We start from the raw sequence: 20,866 nt of genomic DNA, 5'->3' as shown, positions 1-20,866 counted from the left end.
ATATTGAATTATTACTTTTGCAAATGTAAATGGTGCTTATGCAAGGTGCAATGGTTAATAATAACCAAAATATACTGAATGATACGCTGCTGACACAACCTTTTTTGCAGCAGGACTCCCCGCTGGCACAATGTCAGCTGGTAGCCAAAGTCTATGCTGGCATCGAAAATGCGGTTTGTGTGCTGAGTGACCTGAAGGCTAACCGGAGTTATATATACTCAGGCGGTGTGGGTGCCGCATTGGGCCTGGAAATAGAAAATGAAATCGATTCTATCTGGGAAGAGGGCCTATTCAGGAGAATCAGGCAGGATGACCTGCAATCGAAACATGCGATGGAATTGCAATTTTTCCATATGCTGAAAGACCTGCCCAATAATGAACGATACGATTATTATGTAAATAGTATCCTGCATATGCGGAATGCCCAGGATGAATATGTGCAGGTGCAGCACCGCATGTTTTATATCAGGAATGCGGACAATGGTAGTGTATGGATGGCATTATGCCTGTATAACTTTCCGCCACAACAGCTAGAAGGCAATGCCTACTTTGGAAGGATCGTGAATTCCAGGACGGGGCAGATATTATTGCCGGATCAGCAACAGGTTAGTACAATACTGTCTGAAAGGGAAAAAGATGTATTGCGCATGATCAAAACAGGTAGCAGTAGTAAAGAGATAGCAGCGGAGTTTTCTATTAGTGTATATACCGTCAACAGGCACCGGCAAAACATCCTGCAGAAGCTACACGTCAACAACTCCATGGCCGCCTGCAGAATCGCAGACGCCATTCATTTGTTATAACAACGAATTGGATAATACACTAACTTCGCGGCATGAAAACTGTAATTACCACCCTTATATCCCTCACACTATCAACCGGGATATATGCACAATTGAAAATTCCAGCTGCGAGCAGTGGAACCACCATCACCCAGAAAGTAGGTATTCATGACGTTACATTAAAGTACAGCCGCCCGAACATGAATGGTCGTAAGATCTTCGGAGAGCTGGTACCTTACGGCTCCGTATGGAGACTTGGCGCAAACGGGATTCCTGCCATCACCTTCGAAGATGCAGTAAGCATCGAAGGCCACAAAATTGAAGCGGGTACCTACGGCCTGTTCGCTATCCCGGAAAAAGATAAATGGACGATCATCATCAGCAAAAAATCAAACCAGTGGGGTTCCTACGCTTACAGCCAGGCAGATGACCTGTTACGTTTTACCGTAAAACCATCTACCCTGTCTTATGCTGTTGAAACCTACACCATGTCTTTCGACAACGTTACTCCTGCTGCTGCAATACTGAGCATTGAATGGGATCATACACAGGTTCAGCTGCACATCACAGTAGATCAGAAGGCTGAGATCACCGCAAGCCTTGATTCTGCTATGGCAACTGATAAGAAGCCTTACATGCAGGCCGCACAATATTACTATGATAATAATATCGACATCAAAAAAGCAGTCGAATATATCAATGAAGCAGACAAAGCACAACCGAATGTATTCTATATTAAATACTGGAAGGCTAAAATTTTGTTGAAATCAGGTGATAAAGCTGGTGCAATTGCCAATGCTAAAGAAGGCCTGGAACTGGCGAAAAAAGAGAACATACAGGAGTATGTTAATCTTAACAATGAGTTGCTGAAAAAAGCTGGTAAATAATTAAAAGGGTATCTCAAACGTAATTTTTATCCGACTTTTGCGGATACCTGCCGGATATAATACTCCTGCAGTTGCTAAATTACCTTTGGGATACCCTTTTTACGGATGTTATTTTTCTTTATGATGCCCTGTATCCAGACCTGTTTGTTAGTCAACGTCCTGCCCAAAATAAGATAATCAGATGGCGATGCCCCCTTTTCAGGATGCCCGGATAGCGGGCATAATTACCAACCAGATCTGCCCGCAGAAGGAAGCGGCCGCAGAGAAAATCTTTTCCGCATTTTACAGCCAAACTGATCATTAACGGATAGCTTACATCTCACTCGACCATACTTAAGCGGCCTGATTACAGGTATTGATGATATCTGCTGCGATCAGGTTTAAGTCATGAAGATTCTGTGGCTTCACAATGTATTTGAGTGCCCCCGCGTTTAAACATTGTGTTTTGAAGTGAAGGGAATTGGAAGTACTCCAAACTATTTTGGGAATGCTGATGAGTCTGTGAATCTCTCCGATGCGTTCCAATACCTGCAATCCTGTGATACCTGGCATATTGTAGTCCAACACAATAAGACAAGGTGTATCATCCTCTCTGGATGAAAGGTGTTGTAAAACTTCTGACCCGCTGTTAAATAATTTAATAGAAATAGCTGGCGCTATTTTGTAGATGGCTTCAGAAAGTAGTGTCTGGTCTTCTATGTCATCGTCCACCAGCAGAATGGTAATATGGTCTTTGCACATAAGTGTACGTCCCCCGGCTATTAGGGCGCCGCAAAATTAGTGTTTTTTATTAATTTCAAGCAATGCAGGAAAAAACAGGTCTTGACTATATTCATCTGCTCAAAGCCACACTCGACAGTACAATAGACATGATTCAGGTGCTGAAAGCGATACGTAATGAGCAGGGTATGATTACCGATTTCGTATATGTGTTCAATAATCGGGCAGCTGAATTTTTTTTTGGAGACAAGCTTCATCAAAGTCGACAGGAAGATTTCGAGACATGCAGGCGCGTTGTTGAAACCGGTGAAACTATACAACAGGAATTTTATAAATCTGCCAACTGGTATCATCAGACTTTTGTAAGTACTCCGGGAGAGGGATCTACTTTTTACTTTACGCTCCTTGGCTATACCGCCAGCTGATCGATCACATTGTACAACTTCTTAACAGAAAAAGGCTTGTCCAATATAGCATCGGCGCCGCTTTCCGCAACAGATTCAGACGTATACGCTTGTGCGGAAAACAATACCACCGTTAGCTGATCAAAGGTAGGGTTGTCTTTTAAAACGCGACAGATTCTACGTCCATCGTCTTTTCCCAGGAAGATATCCATTAACAATAAGGCCGGTTCATGAGAAGGAATATTATCCATTAATTCTCCAGGGTCTCTCAATGCAACTACCTCCAGCGGCTTCCTTCTTAATACGAGAGATACGGCTTCCAGGATGTCTTCGTTGTCATCAAGTACAATTATCTTCTGCATAAGCGAGGGTCTAATATGGTTACAGATCATTGCCGAACGCGGCAACAGGATTATTACTTGGGCTTCAAAAGAATTTTTTAAAAGTATACAATATCAATCACATAACCTATTATTTTTCAAATGGTAGGGTAAATGAAAATGTAGATCCCTGCATGATGTTGCTTTCAACAGCCATCCTGCCGCCATGTCGTTGAATGATCTGTGCGGAGATATACAATCCTAATCCCATCCCCGGATAGGCATCGGTCACCCGGTAAAATGGTTCAAACAAATTATGCTGTGCATCAGGTGGTATCCCATCTCCATGATCTTTTACTGTTACCACCATTTGTTCATCCACTACTTCGCTGCTGATGGTGATCACGGATTTCTTTGGTGAGTACTTTACTGCGTTGGAAAGTAAATTAGTGATGACCTGTGCAATCCTTTCCCTGTCGGCCTTTACAAGCGGCAGCATAGCAGGCGCAAAAACGAACTGGTGATTGGTTGTATACCTGATTTCCTCAATTCTCTCTGCCAGCAGTTCGTTGATATCGAAGGATGTAAATTGTAACAGCAACCTGCCTTCGGTAATCCGGGTGGTATCCAGCAGATGATTAATGAGCTTTGTTAATTTATCGATTTGGATATTGATACCTCCCAGCATTGCACTCTCTTCTGTATTACCAAGTTCTTCCAGTTGCTCCTGCGCAATTTCTGCATAGGCTTTCATAGCAGTGACGGGTGTTTTCAGTTCATGGCCTGCAATGCCTATGAACTCATCCCGCTTTTGTAGCAAGGTCTTCAATTCATTGATATCAGTGATCACAACCACCGCTCCAATGATCTCATCCTGCTCATCTTTCAAAGGCAGTGCAGCAACACGTGTCCAGATTTGCCTGCCATCGTCCTGTATATAGATCATTTCCATATGCGGCAGTACAGGTTCTCCTTTCAGGGCACTGATACCGGGGTATTGTTCGCGGGGCATGATACTCCCGTCAGGGTTATAGGCCATCCAGCGATCTCCTCCTGTTTCGTCGATGGAAGGCATCAGCCCGGTAGGCATGAAACGTCGCATCACTTCATTGACCAATACAAACTGTCCTTTTGTATCGATGCTCCCGAGTCCTACAGGCAGTACTTTAAATACACTGGCGAGCAGGCTTTCACTTTTTCGCAGGGCATCCTGCGCTTTTGCTCTTTCTACAGCCGCCAGGTACGTTCCGCCGTTTCTTCCATCAATGCAATTTCAAGCGGTGTCCATTTTCGGGCTGTGCTGTGAGTCATTCCGAATATAGCCACCCAACGACCATTTTTCACAAGGCCGATACAGGCAAAAGCGCTGACCTGCATAGCTGTATATCGCTCATGATAATCCGAAAGACCGGTAGGGGTAGTATGTATATCTTCAATAATAATTTTCTCATTCCTTTTGAAAGTATCAACCATCCCTTCACCAAAATCTTTGATATCAAACACACCATTTATTGCGGGTACACCGTTCTCAAAGTGCTGGCAGATCCTGATCATCCGCTCATCCGTTACATCCCCGTACAGTACCCTGTCTGCACCCGTATACTCACCCAACAGGCGGCAGGCCATTTGCTGTATTGCGATAGGATCAGCCATTGTACGCAGCTGATCTCCTAACTGTAAAAGATATTGCTGTTTTTCGTTTTTAAACCGTCTCTCTGTGATATTATTCAGGATGACGGCAATTTGTACTCCCTGTTTGGGCATTACATAGGAAAGAAACCAACCATCGGCAGACGGCATGTAATGCTCAACCCGTACAGGCACACCTGTGAGTACCACACCTGCGTAAACAGAGACGAGCGAAGTTTTTATACCCGGATCAACTTCGGTGATACGCCGGCCTGCTACACTACCAAAGCCCGTCATCCGTTCGTAGGCAGGACTGGCCTGCAGGTAAAGCAGATCCTCTGGTTGTCCGGTGTGATTAAAAATGACTTCAAAAACGCAATAACCTTCATTTTCGGAGTTAAAAAGGGAGTTATATTGAGCGGCGGCATCCATACTGCATGAATTAATGGGATATAACAATCTCCGCCGTAAGATAATACAAATTGAGATTAAGGATTGACGGGATGTACAAAATCCACACTGTTACATTGTGTACATTGTACATACGCAGGTACATGTTCATGCCCACACCGGCCACAAACCAATTTTCCCCTGTTGAAATCTAATTCATTCCTGAAAGCCTCATCTGTCACTGGTAATATACAAAGGCCCAGCTTTACTTCCGTTTCCTTTACTAAATTGAATGTACCATTCGCCTCGAAATAGATCCTCTTCAATTCTCCAAGGTGAATAATGCCGTTTTCTCTCAGCATAGAAAATAGCCGTTCCTCCGACACCCTTGTACGTGATAGTTTGTCAAGTTTGAGCACTCCATCTTTCAGCAGGTAATCCATATTACCCTGTGTAGCCCGTTCAAACCTGGGAAACTGACAGGAAAGAGCAGAGATGATCCGTTGTCCCGATACGACGATGAAAGCGACTACAATAGCCGGAATCAGGCCTTTATCAAAACTTAATATGGGGAGGCCTACCGCAGCGGCCAGTGATGCCAGGGCAATCAACTCATTCCGGGTAAGATGTGAAGCCATTCGTTTGCCCATCAGCCGCATACAGCATACGAGCAGCAGGTACACAAATGCAACTCTTAAAATAATCTCCAGGTAGTACCCCGCAGGAGATGTTCCGAATAGTATTCTTTGCAGATCTGTCCAATGTATATCCTGAGGTTGCATAGCTAAATATTAATTTGTGCGGGCGCCCATTCATCCTGTTTACACACATCACAGGCGCCATGGTCTGATGCACGTAAATTCCCGCACGAAGTACAGGCTTTCAGTGGCTCTTCAGCCCTGGTAACATGAAGTTCATTGTCCGTTGTGGGTAAAGTAGACAGGCCGGGCGACGGGGTTTTCATTTTATAAATGCTGAATGCGCCGGAGGCTTCCAGGTATACTCGCTTTACCTGCCCCAGCTGGTAAATTTCCTGGCTCCTTAATATGGTAAATAACTGCTCCTTTGTAATAAGCGCTTTTTTGAGTGCAGGTAACTGAATCACGCCTTCTTTTACAACAATGGAAAATTTCCCCTGCGTCAGGTTTTCTATCTTTTCGTTATGTACGCCCAGCCAGGTAATGCTACGTTGAAAAATGGCTATCAGCAACAATGCGAGCGCTCCCTGCATTAATCCCTTATCAGGGATTTCAGCCATTGCACCAATGATCGCACCCAGCATGATGACGATCGCCAGTTCTGTGATCGTTAATTGCCCCGACATTCTTTTGCCCAACGGCCGGACTATAAATTGAAGCAGGATGACAATCACGACAGTCCTGATGAGCACTTCCAATAAAAAAGAAGCGGGCGCTTCGCCAAATAAAATCCGATGTAATTCTTTCATCATTAAACACAATAATGTCCCGTGATTAATCTGATACAGCTTAATCGAAGCAAATTTGTGCCATTTAAAAAATGGCACTTTTGAAAGCTTTTAAGAGAATTATTGTTACGGAGTGATGAAGCTAGTCCTCGTTTAGTTTGTAGACCCGTGAATATGTTTTTTCCCTGTTCTTGTTGTGCCAGATGGAAAAGGCAATGAACTCATTATTCTCGCCCAGCAAACTGCCGCGCATGTCGAAATTAGGAAACTGACACACAATAGCCCGCTTGTCTGAGAATTCAAATTTGCCGATCAGGTCTTCGTCGAACTCAATTCCATCAAAGCTGGACTGATCTATGATCCTGGTAGTCAGGACTACTTCACTCTTTTCTTCGGTAAATCTCAGGGAGGTTTTGTAGATATAGCCGTCAAAATTTCCGCCTGCTACCCAGTCGATCCGGGCGTCAACAGGGCCTTCATACACCTTGTCAAATGCAATTTTTTCAATACTCATAGGATAGTAAAAATATGGGACCGTAAATTATAAAAATTTATCAAATATCCCACTTACTTCGGCAAATCTTCTTCCTTAGGCTCCCTGTTTCTATTTGCCATCCTGAGTATATGTCTCATTCTCATAAACGATACACCTGACATATAACCTATGTTCAACTGTATACGAAAGCCGCTATAACGCTCCAGTCCTCCGATATACGGGCTATATCTTGGCGTCCAGACGTATTTTGCACAAAAGTCATAAGTAAGGCGTTTGCCCTGACGGGTGAACATGCCGAATCCTCCTTCTATCGCAAACTTCTTCTGGGAGTAGTCGGTAGAACCCATGCCGCTTGCCTGGCTACCCTTGATTCTGATCAGGGTCGTATTCACCGCTCCTACCCCCAGTAAAAGATATGGTTTTGGCTCTGCCGCCAGCAACCCTCTGAAAAAATTCCGCTTTGATGTCAGGAAGCCCGCCTCTATTTCGTCCGCCTCCTTCGCGATCTCTTCGTCCAGCTGACGAATGGCCGCCCACTGGCGTCGCTTATAGCCCTCCGGATACAACCCTTTCAGGCCCCATTTTAAGTAGGTAAAGTTCGTAAGAATCATACCCATCGAAGCATTGATGGCTATACTGTTGGTACCAGTGATAGACATAAAATTTTCCGTTCTGTTTAAGGTCATCTCAGTCCCCATACGGTGGCGGTCGGTAATGTAATTCTCTGTCGCGAAACCAAAGTAGAACTTTCGTTCTATGATGCTGACATGCGTTTTCTGGTCCTCCCCACTCCTGAAAACGTTCGGAATGAGTGTAACGCCCAGAGGTATACTAAAAATGGAATTTCCCTGGTAGCTGTCGAGCAGCTGATCTGACAACTCTTTTTTCATGTGGGCGTACATCTTTTCATAGCGTTCCAGCCTTTCCACTTCCCATTCATAATCATTTTCACTGGTCATCTTCCTCTTCCGGATAAAAAACAGGGTGTCTGCTGCAATTTCTGTAGTACTCAGCCTAAAATGAGCCGGCCCGTGTTCCCGGTTCACTTTGTGCAGGGGAAACATCATATCTCCCAGATAAGTATTTACAACAGACATACCCGGTTGCATAAACATCATCCCGGGCCATGTAGTAAAGTAACCCGGCATGACAGACATTGCAGGAACCATGGTCGCGCCCATCGCCGCGCCTTCCAGCGCCATATCTACCTTCCGGATACCTTTGATCTGACTTAGCTGTATGGTATCGAATTCATGCATGGGTATTTTGTTAGGCAGGCGAATAGGAAGTGGAATGGGCAAGGGAATAGCCGGAACCGGGATAAAAGGGGATCGCTTTAAAAAAATAAGTGCGCTGTCCGTCGCCTTGATCAGGTTGGATTCGACATAGTAAGTATGAGTTCTGAAATCAGTACGGGTAATCGGTTGTTCCATCCTCAGTTTTCTATCAGACCAAAACCATAACCTGATAAAATTCCCCGGTTTAACCGTATCGGTATTCCCTGTTATTGTATTCTCAATAAGCAACACCCGCTGTGTGCGCTCCATTGGCATAGAAGGTCCCGGAGGCTGAGACCAGGCAAATAAAGGAATGAAAGCAAATAGCGTAACAGGCAATAAATACTTCATCCGGCAAATCTATACGCACCTGTATCTGCCAAAAAATAATCAGGGAAAACCGTACAATTTTATTGGAGAATCGTCAGTACATTACTCCGGTAGGTATCTCCCACCGGCAGCTTGTTTCCAGCGACAGTTGCATATCTGCTGGTGACATAACTCACTTTGTGACGGGGCACGATATATGACCGGTGAATGCGCATAAATTGATTGGCAGGCAGTCTGCTCATCATTTCCTTGAGCGACATCATCGACAATAAGGGATACTTTGCTGTGATGGTATATATCTTTACATAATTGTTCAACCCTTCAATATACAGGATATCTGACAGCCGTACCGTCTTCGTCTGGTAATCGACCCTGATCGTCAGTGAGGGCGACATCTCTTTGACTTGCCTATGCATGGCTGCTTTCAGGATGGCCTGTTCGAAACGCTCTTCTGAAAAGGGTTTGAGCAGGTAGTCGATAGCAGCGACATTGAAGCCTTCTACGGCATATTGCGGATGGGCAGTGGTAAAGATGACCATCGGCAGCTGCGGCAACGACCGGTAAAAAGACAACCCATTGACATCTGCCATTTCAATATCCAGCAATATCAGATCAACAGGATGTGTAATGAGATATTCCCATGCCTGCTCCGGATTTGTAAACTGCCCTTTCAGGTTGATGCCTTTCAGTTTGTCGCTGTAATGAGCGAGAATTTCATGAGCAATCGGCTCGTCGTCAATGCTAATAACATGTAAGGGAATCATAAAGTTACATTGAGTTGAACAATAAATTGCTGCGCCTGCTCACGGATAGTGAGCACATATTGACCTGGATATATCAATTCCAGTCTGCGTTTTACATTACTAATACCAACCCCATCATGTGAAGACGTCATGACAATTGTATTGACGGCGCTGAATTGGACTGTATCTGCATTGATATGTATGTCAATCAGCACAATTGTATCCCTGCTGGAAGAAATCCCATGTTTGAAACAATTTTCTATAAAAGGAATTAAAATAAATGGTGCGATCTGTTGTCCATCTGCCTCTCCCGTGATATGCAATTCCACTTTGTTATTGTGCCCAAGCCGCAACTGCTGCATCTCACAGTAGTTCCTGATATGGTCCAGCTCTTTAGTGAGCGGAACTTTGTCCGCATTGCTGTCGTACAATACATAGCGCATCATGCTTGCCAGTTTCAAAATGTAGGCAGGTGTTTGTGGTGATTTCTTTATTGACAATCCATAAATTCCATTCAGGGTATTGAAGAAAAAATGTGGTTGCATCTGTTGCTTCAGTGCCGATAGTTCGAAGGCTGTTTTCTCTTCGGACAATTGTTTCCATTCATAGCGTTTACGGGCGATGTATGATAACATAAACGCCGCTGCCAGCAAAACTAATTGTGGTAAAGGCAAGTTTAAGGGATCCAGAAAATCAAATCCTGTAAACAAGCGGCTAAGTACGACCGGCAGGTATACCACACTGAGGGCATACAGGATAAGTGCAAGAAAATAAAGCATTCTTCGACGGTAATAAAAAAAAGGTATAAACAGGTAGAAATTCAGAAAGTAGCCTCCCGCTGCCATCAGATTGTACAGCATCACAGAGTAATACAATTCCCTCGCCGTTAGCGTCAGTAAATGCCTGGGGGGATACGGTACAAATATGGTCAGGCAGACGATGAAAACTACCAGTATAGTATGAAAAGTGTATTTCATAGAGGAAAAATAGCCCGAAGGAAATTTTCAACCTATACCCCTTGTCTTAAATGATAAAATCACGAGATGAAACACCGCTTTTTGTAGACAAAAATTTGTTAAAGTTTATCCATCAATATTTAATCATTCCCCTGGCACCATCACTGTTGTCTTCCCGGGCGACTTACCCCAAGACACAATAGCTTCCCTGATAATGCAGGCCCCCACACGTATCTGAACTGGAAAATTGGTCACATTGGAATTGATTTCACCCTGTATAGGGCAGTTAGCGGTGCCATACCATTCTTTATAAGTCAATAGCAGGAATTGTTAAATGATCCTGAATCTGTAGGCCTGGTGCCGGTCGCCCACTGCATCCATTACGGGTAGTTGATTGATCGACTGCCAGGGAGGCCAGGAGCAGTGATTACCCCTGATGGGATGACTGGAATCGGGATCGTCATAGATTTCGGCTATACATAAGCATTCGAAAATCAGGGCCAAAAGTCGACTAAATTAAATAAATTCTAAAATACCAAGGGTCTCTTTGAAATAATTCCCGAAATATAAAATGGGTATTGACAATAATAAAAATCCTGATAACTTTGTCATCAGATGACACGACATCGAAAGTAAAATATAGACTTTAATTAATACTTTAAGAAGCAATGGCAAATTATTTTAATTCTTTACCCCTCAGGGAGCAGTTGAACCAATTAGGTGTATGCGAGTTCATGGACGTCGCAGAATTTGCTGACGGCATAGCTGCCCTCAAAGGTAAGAAAGTAGTTATCGTTGGAGCAGGTGCTCAGGGATTAAATCAGGGTCTGAACCTCAGAGATAGTGGTCTGGACATTTCCTACGCACTGCGTCAGGAAGCGATCGACAACAAAAGAGATTCCTGGAAAAATGCAACTGACAACAACTTTAAGGTTGGCACATTCGAAGAACTGATTCCAGGTGCTGATGTGGTAGTGAACCTCACTCCTGATAAGCAACATACTGCTGTGGTAACTAAGATAATGCCTTTGATGAAAAAGAATTCTACCCTGCTGTACTCTCACGGGTTCAACATTGTAGAAGAAGGTATGCAAATCCGCAAAGACATCACCGTTATAATGGTAGCGCCTAAATGCCCGGGTTCTGAAGTAAGAGCAGAATACCTGCGTGGGTTTGGCGTTCCTACCCTGATCGCTGTTCACCCGGAGAACGATCCTGAAGGTAAAGGCCTGGAGCAGGCGAAAGCATATTGCGTTGGTACAGGTGGCCACAGAGCTGGTGTACTGCGTTCTTCTTTCGTAGCTGAAGTAAAATCTGACCTGATGGGTGAGCAAACCATCCTGTGTGGTCTGCTGCAAACCGGCTCTATCCTGTCTTTTAACAAAATGATCGAGAAAGGCATCGACGCTGGTTACGCTTCCAAACTCGTACAATACGGCGTTGAAGTGATCACCGAAGCCCTGAAACACGGTGGCGTAAGCGGTATGATGGATCGCCTGAGCAACCCTGCGAAAGTAGCCGCTTTCAAAATCTCTGAAGAACTGAAGACCATCATGCGTCCGCTGTTCCAGAAACACCAGGATGACATCATGAGCGGCGAATTCAGCAGCACCATGATGAAAGACTGGGCAAACGGTGATGCGAACCTCCTGAAATGGAGAGCCGAAACCGGAGAAACTGCGTTCGAAAAGACCCCTGCCGGCGACGTTAAGATCGGCGAACAGGAATACTTTGACAACTACACCCTGATGGTTGCATTCATCAGAGCTGGTGTGGAACTGGCTTTCGAAACAATGGTGGAAGCAGGTATCAAAGCTGAATCTGCATACTATGAGTCACTGCACGAAACACCACTGATCGCAAATACCATCGCGCGCAAGAAACTGTTCGAAATGAACCGTGTCATCTCTGATACCGCTGAATATGGCTGCTACCTGTTCGATCAGGCATGTAAACCATTGCTGGCTGACTTCATGAAAACTGTTGATACTGACCTCGTTGGTAAAAACTTCAATGAAGGTAAATCCGGTTCCGTTGATAATGCTGAACTGGTACACATCAATGCTATCCTGCGCGACCATCCGGTTGAAGTAGTAGGTAGAAAACTGCGTAAAGCAATGACTGCAATGAAGGCAATCAAAACTGCCTAAGATATAAGATAAGAGAGGTTGTATCAAAAATGATACGGCCTCTCTCCTTACCTGCCTGCAGGCCTTTCAAAGGAGGTTATTGCTATCAATACTACCTCTTCATTCAGAAATTGGAATAAGATGTCAGAGTCCGTTGTTAAAGTTTTAAATCTGAATGTCAGGTTTAAAGACAAGATTGTATTAGATAATTTAAGCTGGAATATAGTTCGTGGACAAAACTGGGTGCTGAACGGAATAAGTGGGAGCGGAAAAACAGTCCTTGCCCAACTGATAGAAACACCCAAAGGAATCGACGGCAGTATTGAATATAACTTTGATAAGAACAGCCCTCTTCCCCCACAGGTACTCTATGTATCTAACTGGTACCATTTCAGGAACTTAGAAGGCGATGCTAATTTCTACTACCAGCAGCGCTACAATCGTAAACAGGCGCGAGAAACCCTGACCGTTCTGGGCGATTTTAAAGTCTTTGGCAAAGAAAAGCAACTCGATATAGCCGATGCAGATAAACTGATTGATGCACTCGGCTACAGAGAACTACTTGATTCACAGCTCATAGAGCTCTCCAGCGGGGAACATAAAAAGCTGCAATTAATCAAAGCGCTTTGGCTGAAACCCCAACTGCTGATCCTGGACCAGCCTTATGCCGGCCTGGATGTAGCCTCCAGAAAGAACTTAAATACCCTGCTGGAAGAACTCTCCGGGTTAGGGTCTCAATATATTCTGATCACCAACGACACCAACGTTCCCAATAATGTGCATCAGTATGCGCAGATCATGGATGGTAAACTGGTAGCCACTCCTAACAATAACCACAATAGTGAAATCCTGCACGAACTGGAACCGCTGCCTGCATTTCTTACGGAGAAGCCCGTGTATCATGCAGAACAGGTTGTGAAGATGGTAGACATGAATATTCATTATGGTGAAAAACAGGTACTGAGCAATATCAACTGGGAAGTAAAAGCCGGCGAGAAATGGCTGCTGCAGGGACACAATGGTTCCGGTAAGTCTACCTTACTCAGCCTCGTTTGTGCGGATCATCCACAGTCATACGTAGATGGGCTTTATCTTTTTGGTAAACAACGTGGTAGTGGGGAGAGCATCTGGGATATCAAGGAAAAGATCGGTTTGATCAGTCCCGAACTGCACTGGTACTTTGATCCCAGCGCAACAGTCTTTTCCAGTATTGCATCCGGGTTTTATGATTCTATCGGCCTGTTCAAACAGCTCCCCTATTCCCAGACGGTGAAGGTGCGGGAAATACTAGCCTTCCTAAACCTGAAAGAGGTACAGCATGAACTGCTCAACACCCTGCCATTAGGCAAACAACGCCTGGCACTGCTGGCAAGAGCGATTATCAAAAATCCGGAATTATTGATCCTGGATGAGCCTTGTCAGGGACTGGACAATGACCAGACACAATACTTCAATAAGTTTGTCGACAAACTTTGCGCAAACGGTACGACATTAATATACGTAGGCCACTACGAATCGGCCCTTCCCTCCTGCCTGGAAAAAAGAATACTACTCGATAAGGGACACGTGGTAAAAATAGAAACGATTCAATAGTTGACACGACAACACTTATGACTAAAATACATAGGAAAACACTTGCAGAAGAAGTTGCGGATCGCATCAATGACCTGATAGTCAATGGGACTTATCGGGTAGGCGAAAAGCTGCCGAATGAAACGGATATGATGACTTCTTTTGGAGTGGGTCGGTCGACAATCAGGGAAGCCATTAAGTTACTGGCCAATATCGGCATTCTGGATGTACGCCATGGCGTCGGATCTTTTGTGAATGAACTGGTGAGCTCCCGCGAGCCTATCGATGTGCGCTTAAGTAAAGCGGATACCAAACACATAGACGAAGTACGCGCCTGGCTGGAGATCAAAATGGCGGAGAAAGCAGCCATGAACCGTACGGAAGCTGATATCCGCAACATGGCAGAAGTGCTGCAGCGTAGAGATCATTTTGGCAAAACAGGCCAGATTGAACAAAGTATTGACGAAGACCTGGCTTTTCACAGCTGTATGGCCCATGCTACCTGCAACCCCGTGCTGGAAGACCTGTACAAGGCAACGGCCAAACACGTAAAAAGATACCTGCTGGATACCATGCGGGATACCTCCATCATGACCGTCACCCAGCAGCTGCACGTCGAATTATTAGCAGCCATCACCCGCCAGGACTGCGAACAGGCCATCGCCTGCATAAAGGAAATACTGGAATATTGAATATAACGTACATTTACGGCCAAAAAACCTATGAAAAAGGCCATGTATTTATTAGGGGTGGCTATAATACTGACTATTCCAACCTATGCGCAACCCTTCACGCAATTATTCCGGCAGGCAATAGAGTCTGGCATGTTCTCCGGACAGGCCGTGATTCTCAAAGATGGCGCGGTCGTTTATGGTAAGCAAAACGGCTTCTCCGAGAATAGCTCCAAAAGGCCACTCACTGCCAATACCCTTTACAATACAAACTACCTTACCAAACAATTCACCGAAGAAATTATCCGCCAGCTGATCAGTGAAGGGAAACTGGATGAATTGTCTTCTGTAGACCAGTTTGTAAACATTTTCCCACCCTCAACAGGAAAGGCAATTACCGTTGCGCAATTGCTGACCATGCGCTCTGGTTTGGGTGACTATGAACATAGTCCTGACTATGCGAAGATCAGGAAGACCGATTTCAAACTGAATGACCTGCTCCAGATTATCTCATGGCAACCTTTATTATTTAATCCGGGTACGGGAGAGGCTTATTCCAATTCTGCCTACGTGGTATTGGGAGCTGTGATCGAAAAAATCACGGGACAGTCTTTCGGAGAGGCCGTACGTACAAGAATTGCAACACCTCTGGGGATGACGAATATTGCTTACACAAAGGCAGAGAAACTGGCAGCGACTACCCGCGCTTATGGACAGATCGTTAACCCTGACGGAACGAAAACCAATGTAGACGATATTGAAAACGGCCATCCGGATGAAGGGATCTATACCACCCTGGACGATATGCTGAAATTTGTAGAGGCCAAACGCAAACAACAACTTCCCTCCCATTACAGTTATCCCCTGAGTATGGAGCTTACAGGCAGCTTACCTGCATGGACGTCGGCCATAGGATACACAGAAGATGGATATAGCTACGTGATCCTCTGTAATATGGGAGAGTCTGCAGAGCGCCTGGCACCCCGTGTGTTGTCTGTAATGAAAGACGGTACCTATTCACCATTTACGCCACCTACCCAACTGACTTTGTATAAGTGGATAACCAGCAATGGAATGCCTTATGTAGAACAACATGTACGTGAACTGTGTGAATCAAATGGAAAGAAATTTGATGCAAATTTTTTAAACGCGAATGGGGATATTTTCATGCAGGCCAAACAAACGGGATTCGGAATTGCATTGTTCAAACTGAATGTAAAGCTGTTCCCGGCTGCCGCTGTTGCATACGAATATTTGGGTAATGCATATATGCAGATCGGTGATAAAGCCAATGCGGAAATCAATTACAAAAAAGTGATGGAGTTAGATCCTAAAAACGGTCGCGTGAAGGACCTGCTGAACGCTAAGTAACCTTTTTGATTGATGGCCGGATGTGCCCACAGCAGATAAAATAAAAGTGCGTGTATCTTTTCGGTACACGCACTTTTATTAAATGAACTTTCTATTTTATGCATGGTATATCAAATTGATACAACATTCATTCATCGGTTTTATCGATGCTTTACATAGAAAAATAACATTTTGCCGATCCATAGAACTTCAGACCTTTGCAAAGATTTATGGAACAGCTTATTGAAAATACAAAACCACCCTATGCTGTCCTGTTGCTGACAGGGTTTTCACAGATCCTGCTCTGGGGTGGATCCTATTTCCTCCTATCAGTATTATCAGCTTCCATTATGCAGGAAACCGGCTGGTCTTACCAGCAGGTATACGGCTGCCTGTCTTTAGGACTTCTTACCTCAGGGTGTCTGCTACCTGCTATTGGAAAAGTAATCCAGCATACCGAAAGGAATTATATCCTTCACTACACCGGTATTGTAATGGGCATAGGACTGATCATCATAGGACTGGCTACTACCTACCCATTGTTTGTACTGGGCTGGGGGGTCATCGGTGTTGGCATGGGCATGGGGCTCTACGACGCCCTCTTTGCTTCCCTGGGAAAGCTATACGGCAGGAAAGCTAAAAAAATGATTGTATGGGTCACGCTCATTGCCAGTCTGGCGCCATCCATATCATGGCCATTCACTTCATTACTGCTCCATCAATCAGGCTGGCGGCATACCTGCTTTACACTGGCAGGAATTTTAATGATCAGCATTTATCCCATTCACAGATATATCTTCCCTCCTGTGGCTGCCACTGTGCAGCTGGCAAATACAGGCAGTATTTCCTTTCGCACGAGAATCTTCTACCTCCTTCTGGCCAATTTCACCATCGGTGCGATCATTACTACAGGCATCGTAGTGCACCTGATAGATATTCTGAGTGCCAGGAAGATTGATATGTCTACCATCTTAATGATCGTAGCATTTCTTGGTCCCAGCCAGTCTGCCGCAAGAACCCTGGAACTCCTGGTCGCCAACAGAAGTGCTGTAGAGATGGCATTTATCTCTACCATAGCCATGCTATTAGGGATCGGCCTGCTCTTCTTCCATCCCAGCCTTGCTACCATCGGTATAATTACCTTTGGAGTCGGAAACGGCATGCGCTCTGTTTTGAGAGGTACTTTACCACTGGCCATCTATGGTCCTGAACATTACCCGCTTGTCATCGGCAGGCTCGCACGCATGCCCCTGATCGCGCAGGCTGCCGCGCCTTTTATAGGAGGATTCATGATACAGCAATTCGGTACTACTATTTACCTTTGCTCGTTGTGCGCACTCTTATTGATCAATCTCATTTTAATCTGGAAAATAAAATCGTATGAATTACACTTTCAGAAAAGCTAGCCTGGAAGAACAATCGGCCATCTGGGATATCCTCACCCAGGCCATTCAAAGAAGAAAAGAAGATGGAAGTAAACAATGGCAGGATGGCTATCCCAACCCGGCCGTGGTAAAAGCAGATATCGAAAATGGACACGGCTATGTGCTGACTGAAGGTGATGAGATCCTGGGTTATGTAGCGATCCTGATCAACGACGAACCAGCTTATGCAGACATTGATGGTAAATGGCTCACAGACGGAGACTTTGTAGTATACCACCGGGTGGCGATCTCTGAGAAACACATTGGCAAAGGACTCTCAAAGGTCATGCTGAACTTCATCGATGACTTTGCTTTGCAACACGGCATTACCAGTGTAAAAGCGGACACCAACTTCGACAATGCAAGGATGATGGGCGCTTTCGAAAAAAGCGGGTATGTCTACTGCGGAGAAGTCTTCTTCCGCGGCGCGCCGAGAAAAGCCTACGAGAAAGTACTCACTCACCCTCATGTTTAAGTGCAAGCAGGATCTTTTTGAACGCTATGATCGCTTTGGTTTCATAGGCCTCCTTCAGTGAGATAATATTTGTATTGCGCACCAGTGTTTTCTCGTCAATCGGGATCGTTACCAGTTCCTTATCTATCACACTCGTTTGTACAACAATACTATACCACTTGCCGGTTTTCACCAGGTCAAGTACAGTAGGTATATCATTCACCTCGATAGAGAATTTCGGTTCCAATCCATATCTCGTAAATGTCTTGCTGATAATATGACTGCTGCTGTATCCCCTTGTCGCGATGACCAGGGGCAGCTGGCAGATCTCCTCCAGGGAAAGCAGCTTCTTCTTTGCTATTTTTGATCCTTTATTTGCCACCACTACCATAGGACTGCTAAACAGTTCCTGGTAATTAAAATGTGGCACATCCACTCCTTCATGAAAAGCGAGGCTGAAATCCAGTTCAAACTGTTCCAGACGGTCAAATAAACCTAATGAAGAGTCGTACACCACTTTCAGGTTGATCTGTGGAAACTGGGCGGCAAACTGAATCAGTGCTTTCGTAAAAAAATTCTTCAGACTATAAGCCACTCCTACCGTTACCGTACCAATATGCAGGTTATTCAGGTCCCTGATCATCTGCAGACCGTCTTCTGCTTTTTTTACCGCCTGCTTTGCATAGTCTGTAAACAACTTTCCTGCTTCAGTCAGCGTAATCTGCCTGCCAATACGATTAAAAAGCGGTGTGTTAAGCTCCGTTTCCAGTTGTTTGATCTGCTGGGAAAGTGTACTCTGACTGATATGTAGTTGCTGCGCCGCTTCAGTAAAGCTAAGTAGCTCCTGTGCCTTGATAAAATATTTAAGCTGCCTGTGTTCCATGAACGCTGTAAATAAAGAGCGAAGCTAAGTTATTCATTCAGCATACCGGCGATTATGATGACGATCATTCATCTCGATAATTGTAGTAAAAAATTGAATCTAAAGGACGAAGCGCTATAAAAACAAGGCAGGTCACATAAACCAGGGGCAAAAGAGATGAAATTGTAAAGATGACGGCAGCTCCATGCCCGCCCTTTACTTCGTAAAAGCTTGCCATGCCGGCACGTTGAATGATGGCAATAATGCGGGGTTATAAAAAACACAGGTATAAGAATATACCTGTGTGTTGCATGAACTTTTACAATAGGTCCTCTGTGTATAAAGCTGCGACTTGCAGCGGTTTTATGCTGGTTTTAGAATAGCCTTAAATTGTTGATTTGTGACGGTCTCCTGTCAACACGCCCACTCACTTTCACCATCCACTTATTTCGTGCAGGCCATGTGCGCTTACTTTGCTTTTGCAAAGCGGTCATTCAATACATCCCAGTTCAAAATATTCCAGAAATTGTCTACATACGCTGCGCGCCTGTTTTGATAATGCAGATAATAGGCATGCTCCCATACATCTAACCCCAGGATCGGCGTTCCCTTTACAATCTCAGGCAATTCCATCAATGGGTTATCCTGGTTCGCCGTCGAAGTGATCTTCAGTTGCTGCTCATCTTTTGACCATACCAGCCATGCCCAGCCTGATCCGAAACGGGTCATTGCCGCTTCGGCAAATTTTGTTTTAAATGCCTCGAATGATCCAAAAGTATGGATGATTTCAGTCGCCAGTTCGCCTGTCGCTTTCCGCTCAGCAATCGTGTTATTTTCTGATACAGCCGGTGCGGAGAACTGTGGCCAGAAGAAGGTATGGTTATAATGCCCGCCCCCGTTATTACGGATCACCGGTGGCAATTCACTGATCTTTGCAAACAATTGCTCCAGGCCAAGATCTGCGTAAGGTTTACCCTCCAGTCCCTTGTTCAGATTATCGACATAGGCCTGGTGGTGTCTGGAATAGTGAATGGTCATTGTCTGGGCGTCAATAACAGGTGCTAAAGCGTCATAACCGTATGGCAACGGTTCCAGTTTGTATGTACTCATATGCTGATCGTTTTTAACAATACGAAGGTATACAATAAACTTAATAAACCAAATGTTTATTTGGTTAAATAGTTTCATAGAGGATTTATGCTATCTTTGATATACCTAATAATTACTTTGTTTATTATGAAAATGACTTTGCCCGATAATGAGAGAGCGTTATGGCTATTGAAGACAAAAGGTCCTCAACCCCTGGTTTCGCTGGCAAAAGACCTGAATGTAAGTACTGAAGGCGCCCGTTTTCAGCTGATCAAACTCTCGAACGAAGGGTTGGTAGATACCCATACGGAGTCAAAAGGCAAAGGGCGTCCCCAGCAGGTGTGGTCCCTCACACCGGCGGGTCATGCAAGATTTCCGGATACACATGCGGAGCTGACGGTACGCCTCATTAAGAAGATGCAGGACACCCTGGGCGAAGCGGCGTTATTAGCAGTCATTGAAGCGAATGGAAAAGACGGACAGGAAAAATACCTGAAAGAACTGTCGAATGTAACAGACCTGGAGGGCAGGGTGAGTGGACTGGCCAGAATCAGGGATGAAGAGGGCTATATGGCGGCTTATTCCAGGGATGACGACGGTTATACACTGGTAGAGAATCACTGCCCTATCTGTGCCGCTGCACAGGCTTGCCTGGGCTTTTGCAAATCAGAACTGGAGACTTTTCAAACGGTATTAGGAGACAAAGCTTCTATTGAAAGAATAGAGCATATTGTAAAAGGCGGACGCCGCTGTGCGTATAAGATAAAACCACAGTAAAAACATACATGAAAGCGGAAATTCGCCAACAGGCATGAATACCTTTTCAGAAAAAAGAGGGTGTCTCATAAATAAATGAGGCACCCTCTTTTATTTGTATAAAAAAATGTATTGTTAATCAATATTTTATTAACTCTTCCTATATTTAAATATGGCAAGAGGTAAAACTTTATCCGTA

General features: G+C 44.7%; 22 protein-coding genes. 10 read left to right on the top strand and 12 right to left on the bottom strand.

Annotated elements, in window-relative coordinates; all coding sequences use genetic code 11:
- Positions 1–38 precede the first annotated feature (38 nt).
- Both ABDW33_RS19825 and ABDW33_RS19820 read left to right on the top strand, forming a co-directional pair.
- Positions 39–803 carry a LuxR C-terminal-related transcriptional regulator gene (locus ABDW33_RS19825; protein ID WP_343691831.1) on the top strand — a complete coding sequence of 255 codons (765 nt, stop codon included), beginning with the start codon at positions 39–41 and terminating at the stop codon, positions 801–803.
- 32 nt (positions 804–835) lie between these two features.
- Complete coding sequence (locus ABDW33_RS19820) at positions 836–1,669, top strand: DUF2911 domain-containing protein (protein WP_343691830.1); 834 nt, start codon at positions 836–838, stop codon at positions 1,667–1,669.
- Positions 1,670–2,002: 333 nt separating this feature from the next.
- On the opposite strand, the gene ABDW33_RS19815 is transcribed toward ABDW33_RS19820, so the two are convergent.
- Positions 2,003–2,410 carry a response regulator gene (locus ABDW33_RS19815; RefSeq protein WP_343691829.1) on the bottom strand — a complete coding sequence of 136 codons (408 nt, stop codon included), beginning with the start codon at positions 2,408–2,410 and terminating at the stop codon, positions 2,003–2,005.
- A gap of 62 nt (positions 2,411–2,472) precedes the next feature.
- Between ABDW33_RS19815 and ABDW33_RS19810 the strand changes: the two genes are divergently transcribed.
- A complete protein-coding gene (locus ABDW33_RS19810; RefSeq protein ID WP_343691828.1) occupies positions 2,473–2,814 on the top strand; it encodes a hypothetical protein in 342 nt (113 codons plus the stop codon).
- On the opposite strand, the gene ABDW33_RS19805 is transcribed toward ABDW33_RS19810, so the two are convergent.
- The 9 genes from ABDW33_RS19805 to ABDW33_RS19765 all read right to left on the bottom strand — a co-directional run bounded on the left by ABDW33_RS19805 (position 2,799) and on the right by ABDW33_RS19765 (position 10,381).
- Entirely contained in the window at positions 2,799–3,155 is a 357-nt protein-coding gene (locus ABDW33_RS19805; RefSeq protein WP_343691827.1) for a response regulator, read from the bottom strand. The two genes, ABDW33_RS19810 and ABDW33_RS19805, sit on opposite strands and share 16 nt — an antisense overlap.
- A gap of 109 nt (positions 3,156–3,264) precedes the next feature.
- A complete protein-coding gene (locus ABDW33_RS19800) occupies positions 3,265–4,317 on the bottom strand; it encodes a PAS domain-containing sensor histidine kinase (RefSeq protein WP_343691940.1) in 1,053 nt (350 codons plus the stop codon).
- A 23-nt stretch (positions 4,318–4,340) separates the two neighbouring features.
- Entirely contained in the window at positions 4,341–5,174 is an 834-nt protein-coding gene (locus ABDW33_RS19795; RefSeq protein WP_343691826.1) for a GAF domain-containing protein, read from the bottom strand.
- Between the two features lie 56 nt (positions 5,175–5,230).
- Positions 5,231–5,914: a YetF domain-containing protein gene (locus tag ABDW33_RS19790; protein ID WP_343691825.1), complete on the bottom strand. Its 684-nt coding sequence runs from the start codon at positions 5,912–5,914 to the stop codon at positions 5,231–5,233.
- A 2-nt stretch (positions 5,915–5,916) separates the two neighbouring features.
- On the bottom strand, positions 5,917–6,582 hold the full coding sequence (locus ABDW33_RS19785) for a YetF domain-containing protein (protein WP_343691824.1): 666 nt from the start codon (positions 6,580–6,582) through the stop codon (positions 5,917–5,919).
- Between the two features lie 118 nt (positions 6,583–6,700).
- Positions 6,701–7,072 (bottom strand): hypothetical protein, encoded by a 372-nt coding sequence (locus tag ABDW33_RS19780; RefSeq protein WP_343691823.1) that lies wholly within the window; start codon positions 7,070–7,072, stop codon positions 6,701–6,703.
- 53 nt (positions 7,073–7,125) lie between these two features.
- Entirely contained in the window at positions 7,126–8,682 is a 1,557-nt protein-coding gene (locus tag ABDW33_RS19775) for a hypothetical protein (RefSeq protein ID WP_343691822.1), read from the bottom strand.
- A gap of 59 nt (positions 8,683–8,741) precedes the next feature.
- Positions 8,742–9,425: a LytTR family DNA-binding domain-containing protein gene (locus tag ABDW33_RS19770; RefSeq protein ID WP_343691821.1), complete on the bottom strand. Its 684-nt coding sequence runs from the start codon at positions 9,423–9,425 to the stop codon at positions 8,742–8,744.
- Positions 9,422–10,381 (bottom strand): sensor histidine kinase, encoded by a 960-nt coding sequence (locus ABDW33_RS19765; protein ID WP_343691820.1) that lies wholly within the window; start codon positions 10,379–10,381, stop codon positions 9,422–9,424. The genes ABDW33_RS19770 and ABDW33_RS19765 overlap by 4 nt, the downstream gene beginning before the upstream one ends.
- Before the next feature lie 647 nt (positions 10,382–11,028).
- Here ABDW33_RS19765 and ilvC point away from each other — a divergent pair.
- From ilvC to ABDW33_RS19735, 6 genes are all read left to right on the top strand, one after another.
- Entirely contained in the window at positions 11,029–12,510 is a 1,482-nt protein-coding gene (ilvC, locus tag ABDW33_RS19760; protein WP_343691819.1) for a ketol-acid reductoisomerase, read from the top strand.
- 120 nt (positions 12,511–12,630) lie between these two features.
- Positions 12,631–14,082: an ATP-binding cassette domain-containing protein gene (locus ABDW33_RS19755; RefSeq protein WP_343691818.1), complete on the top strand. Its 1,452-nt coding sequence runs from the start codon at positions 12,631–12,633 to the stop codon at positions 14,080–14,082.
- A gap of 17 nt (positions 14,083–14,099) precedes the next feature.
- A complete protein-coding gene (locus ABDW33_RS19750; RefSeq protein ID WP_343691817.1) occupies positions 14,100–14,753 on the top strand; it encodes a FadR/GntR family transcriptional regulator in 654 nt (217 codons plus the stop codon).
- 30 nt (positions 14,754–14,783) lie between these two features.
- Positions 14,784–16,103, top strand: coding sequence for a serine hydrolase (locus tag ABDW33_RS19745; RefSeq protein ID WP_343691816.1), 1,320 nt, complete (start codon positions 14,784–14,786; stop codon positions 16,101–16,103).
- A gap of 209 nt (positions 16,104–16,312) precedes the next feature.
- On the top strand, positions 16,313–17,488 hold the full coding sequence (locus ABDW33_RS19740) for an MFS transporter (protein WP_343691815.1): 1,176 nt from the start codon (positions 16,313–16,315) through the stop codon (positions 17,486–17,488).
- Entirely contained in the window at positions 17,463–17,981 is a 519-nt protein-coding gene (locus ABDW33_RS19735) for a GNAT family N-acetyltransferase (protein WP_343691814.1), read from the top strand. Before ABDW33_RS19740 ends, ABDW33_RS19735 begins: the two co-directional genes overlap by 26 nt.
- Here ABDW33_RS19735 and ABDW33_RS19730 read toward each other — a convergent pair.
- Both ABDW33_RS19730 and ABDW33_RS19725 read right to left on the bottom strand, forming a co-directional pair.
- Complete coding sequence (locus ABDW33_RS19730) at positions 17,962–18,843, bottom strand: LysR family transcriptional regulator (RefSeq protein ID WP_343691813.1); 882 nt, start codon at positions 18,841–18,843, stop codon at positions 17,962–17,964. The two genes, ABDW33_RS19735 and ABDW33_RS19730, sit on opposite strands and share 20 nt — an antisense overlap.
- Positions 18,844–19,290: 447 nt before the next feature.
- On the bottom strand, positions 19,291–19,932 hold the full coding sequence (locus tag ABDW33_RS19725; protein ID WP_343691812.1) for a superoxide dismutase: 642 nt from the start codon (positions 19,930–19,932) through the stop codon (positions 19,291–19,293).
- 126 nt (positions 19,933–20,058) lie between these two features.
- On the opposite strand from ABDW33_RS19725, the gene ABDW33_RS19720 reads away from it, so the two are divergent.
- Positions 20,059–20,688 (top strand): MarR family transcriptional regulator, encoded by a 630-nt coding sequence (locus tag ABDW33_RS19720; RefSeq protein ID WP_343691811.1) that lies wholly within the window; start codon positions 20,059–20,061, stop codon positions 20,686–20,688.
- Positions 20,689–20,866 lie beyond the last annotated feature (178 nt).

Source organism: Chitinophaga sp. (genome assembly GCF_039596155.1).
Lineage (GTDB): Bacteria > Bacteroidota > Bacteroidia > Chitinophagales > Chitinophagaceae > Chitinophaga.
The sequence above is the reverse complement of the archived record's forward strand: the minus strand, read 5'-3'. Positions and strand labels throughout refer to the sequence as shown.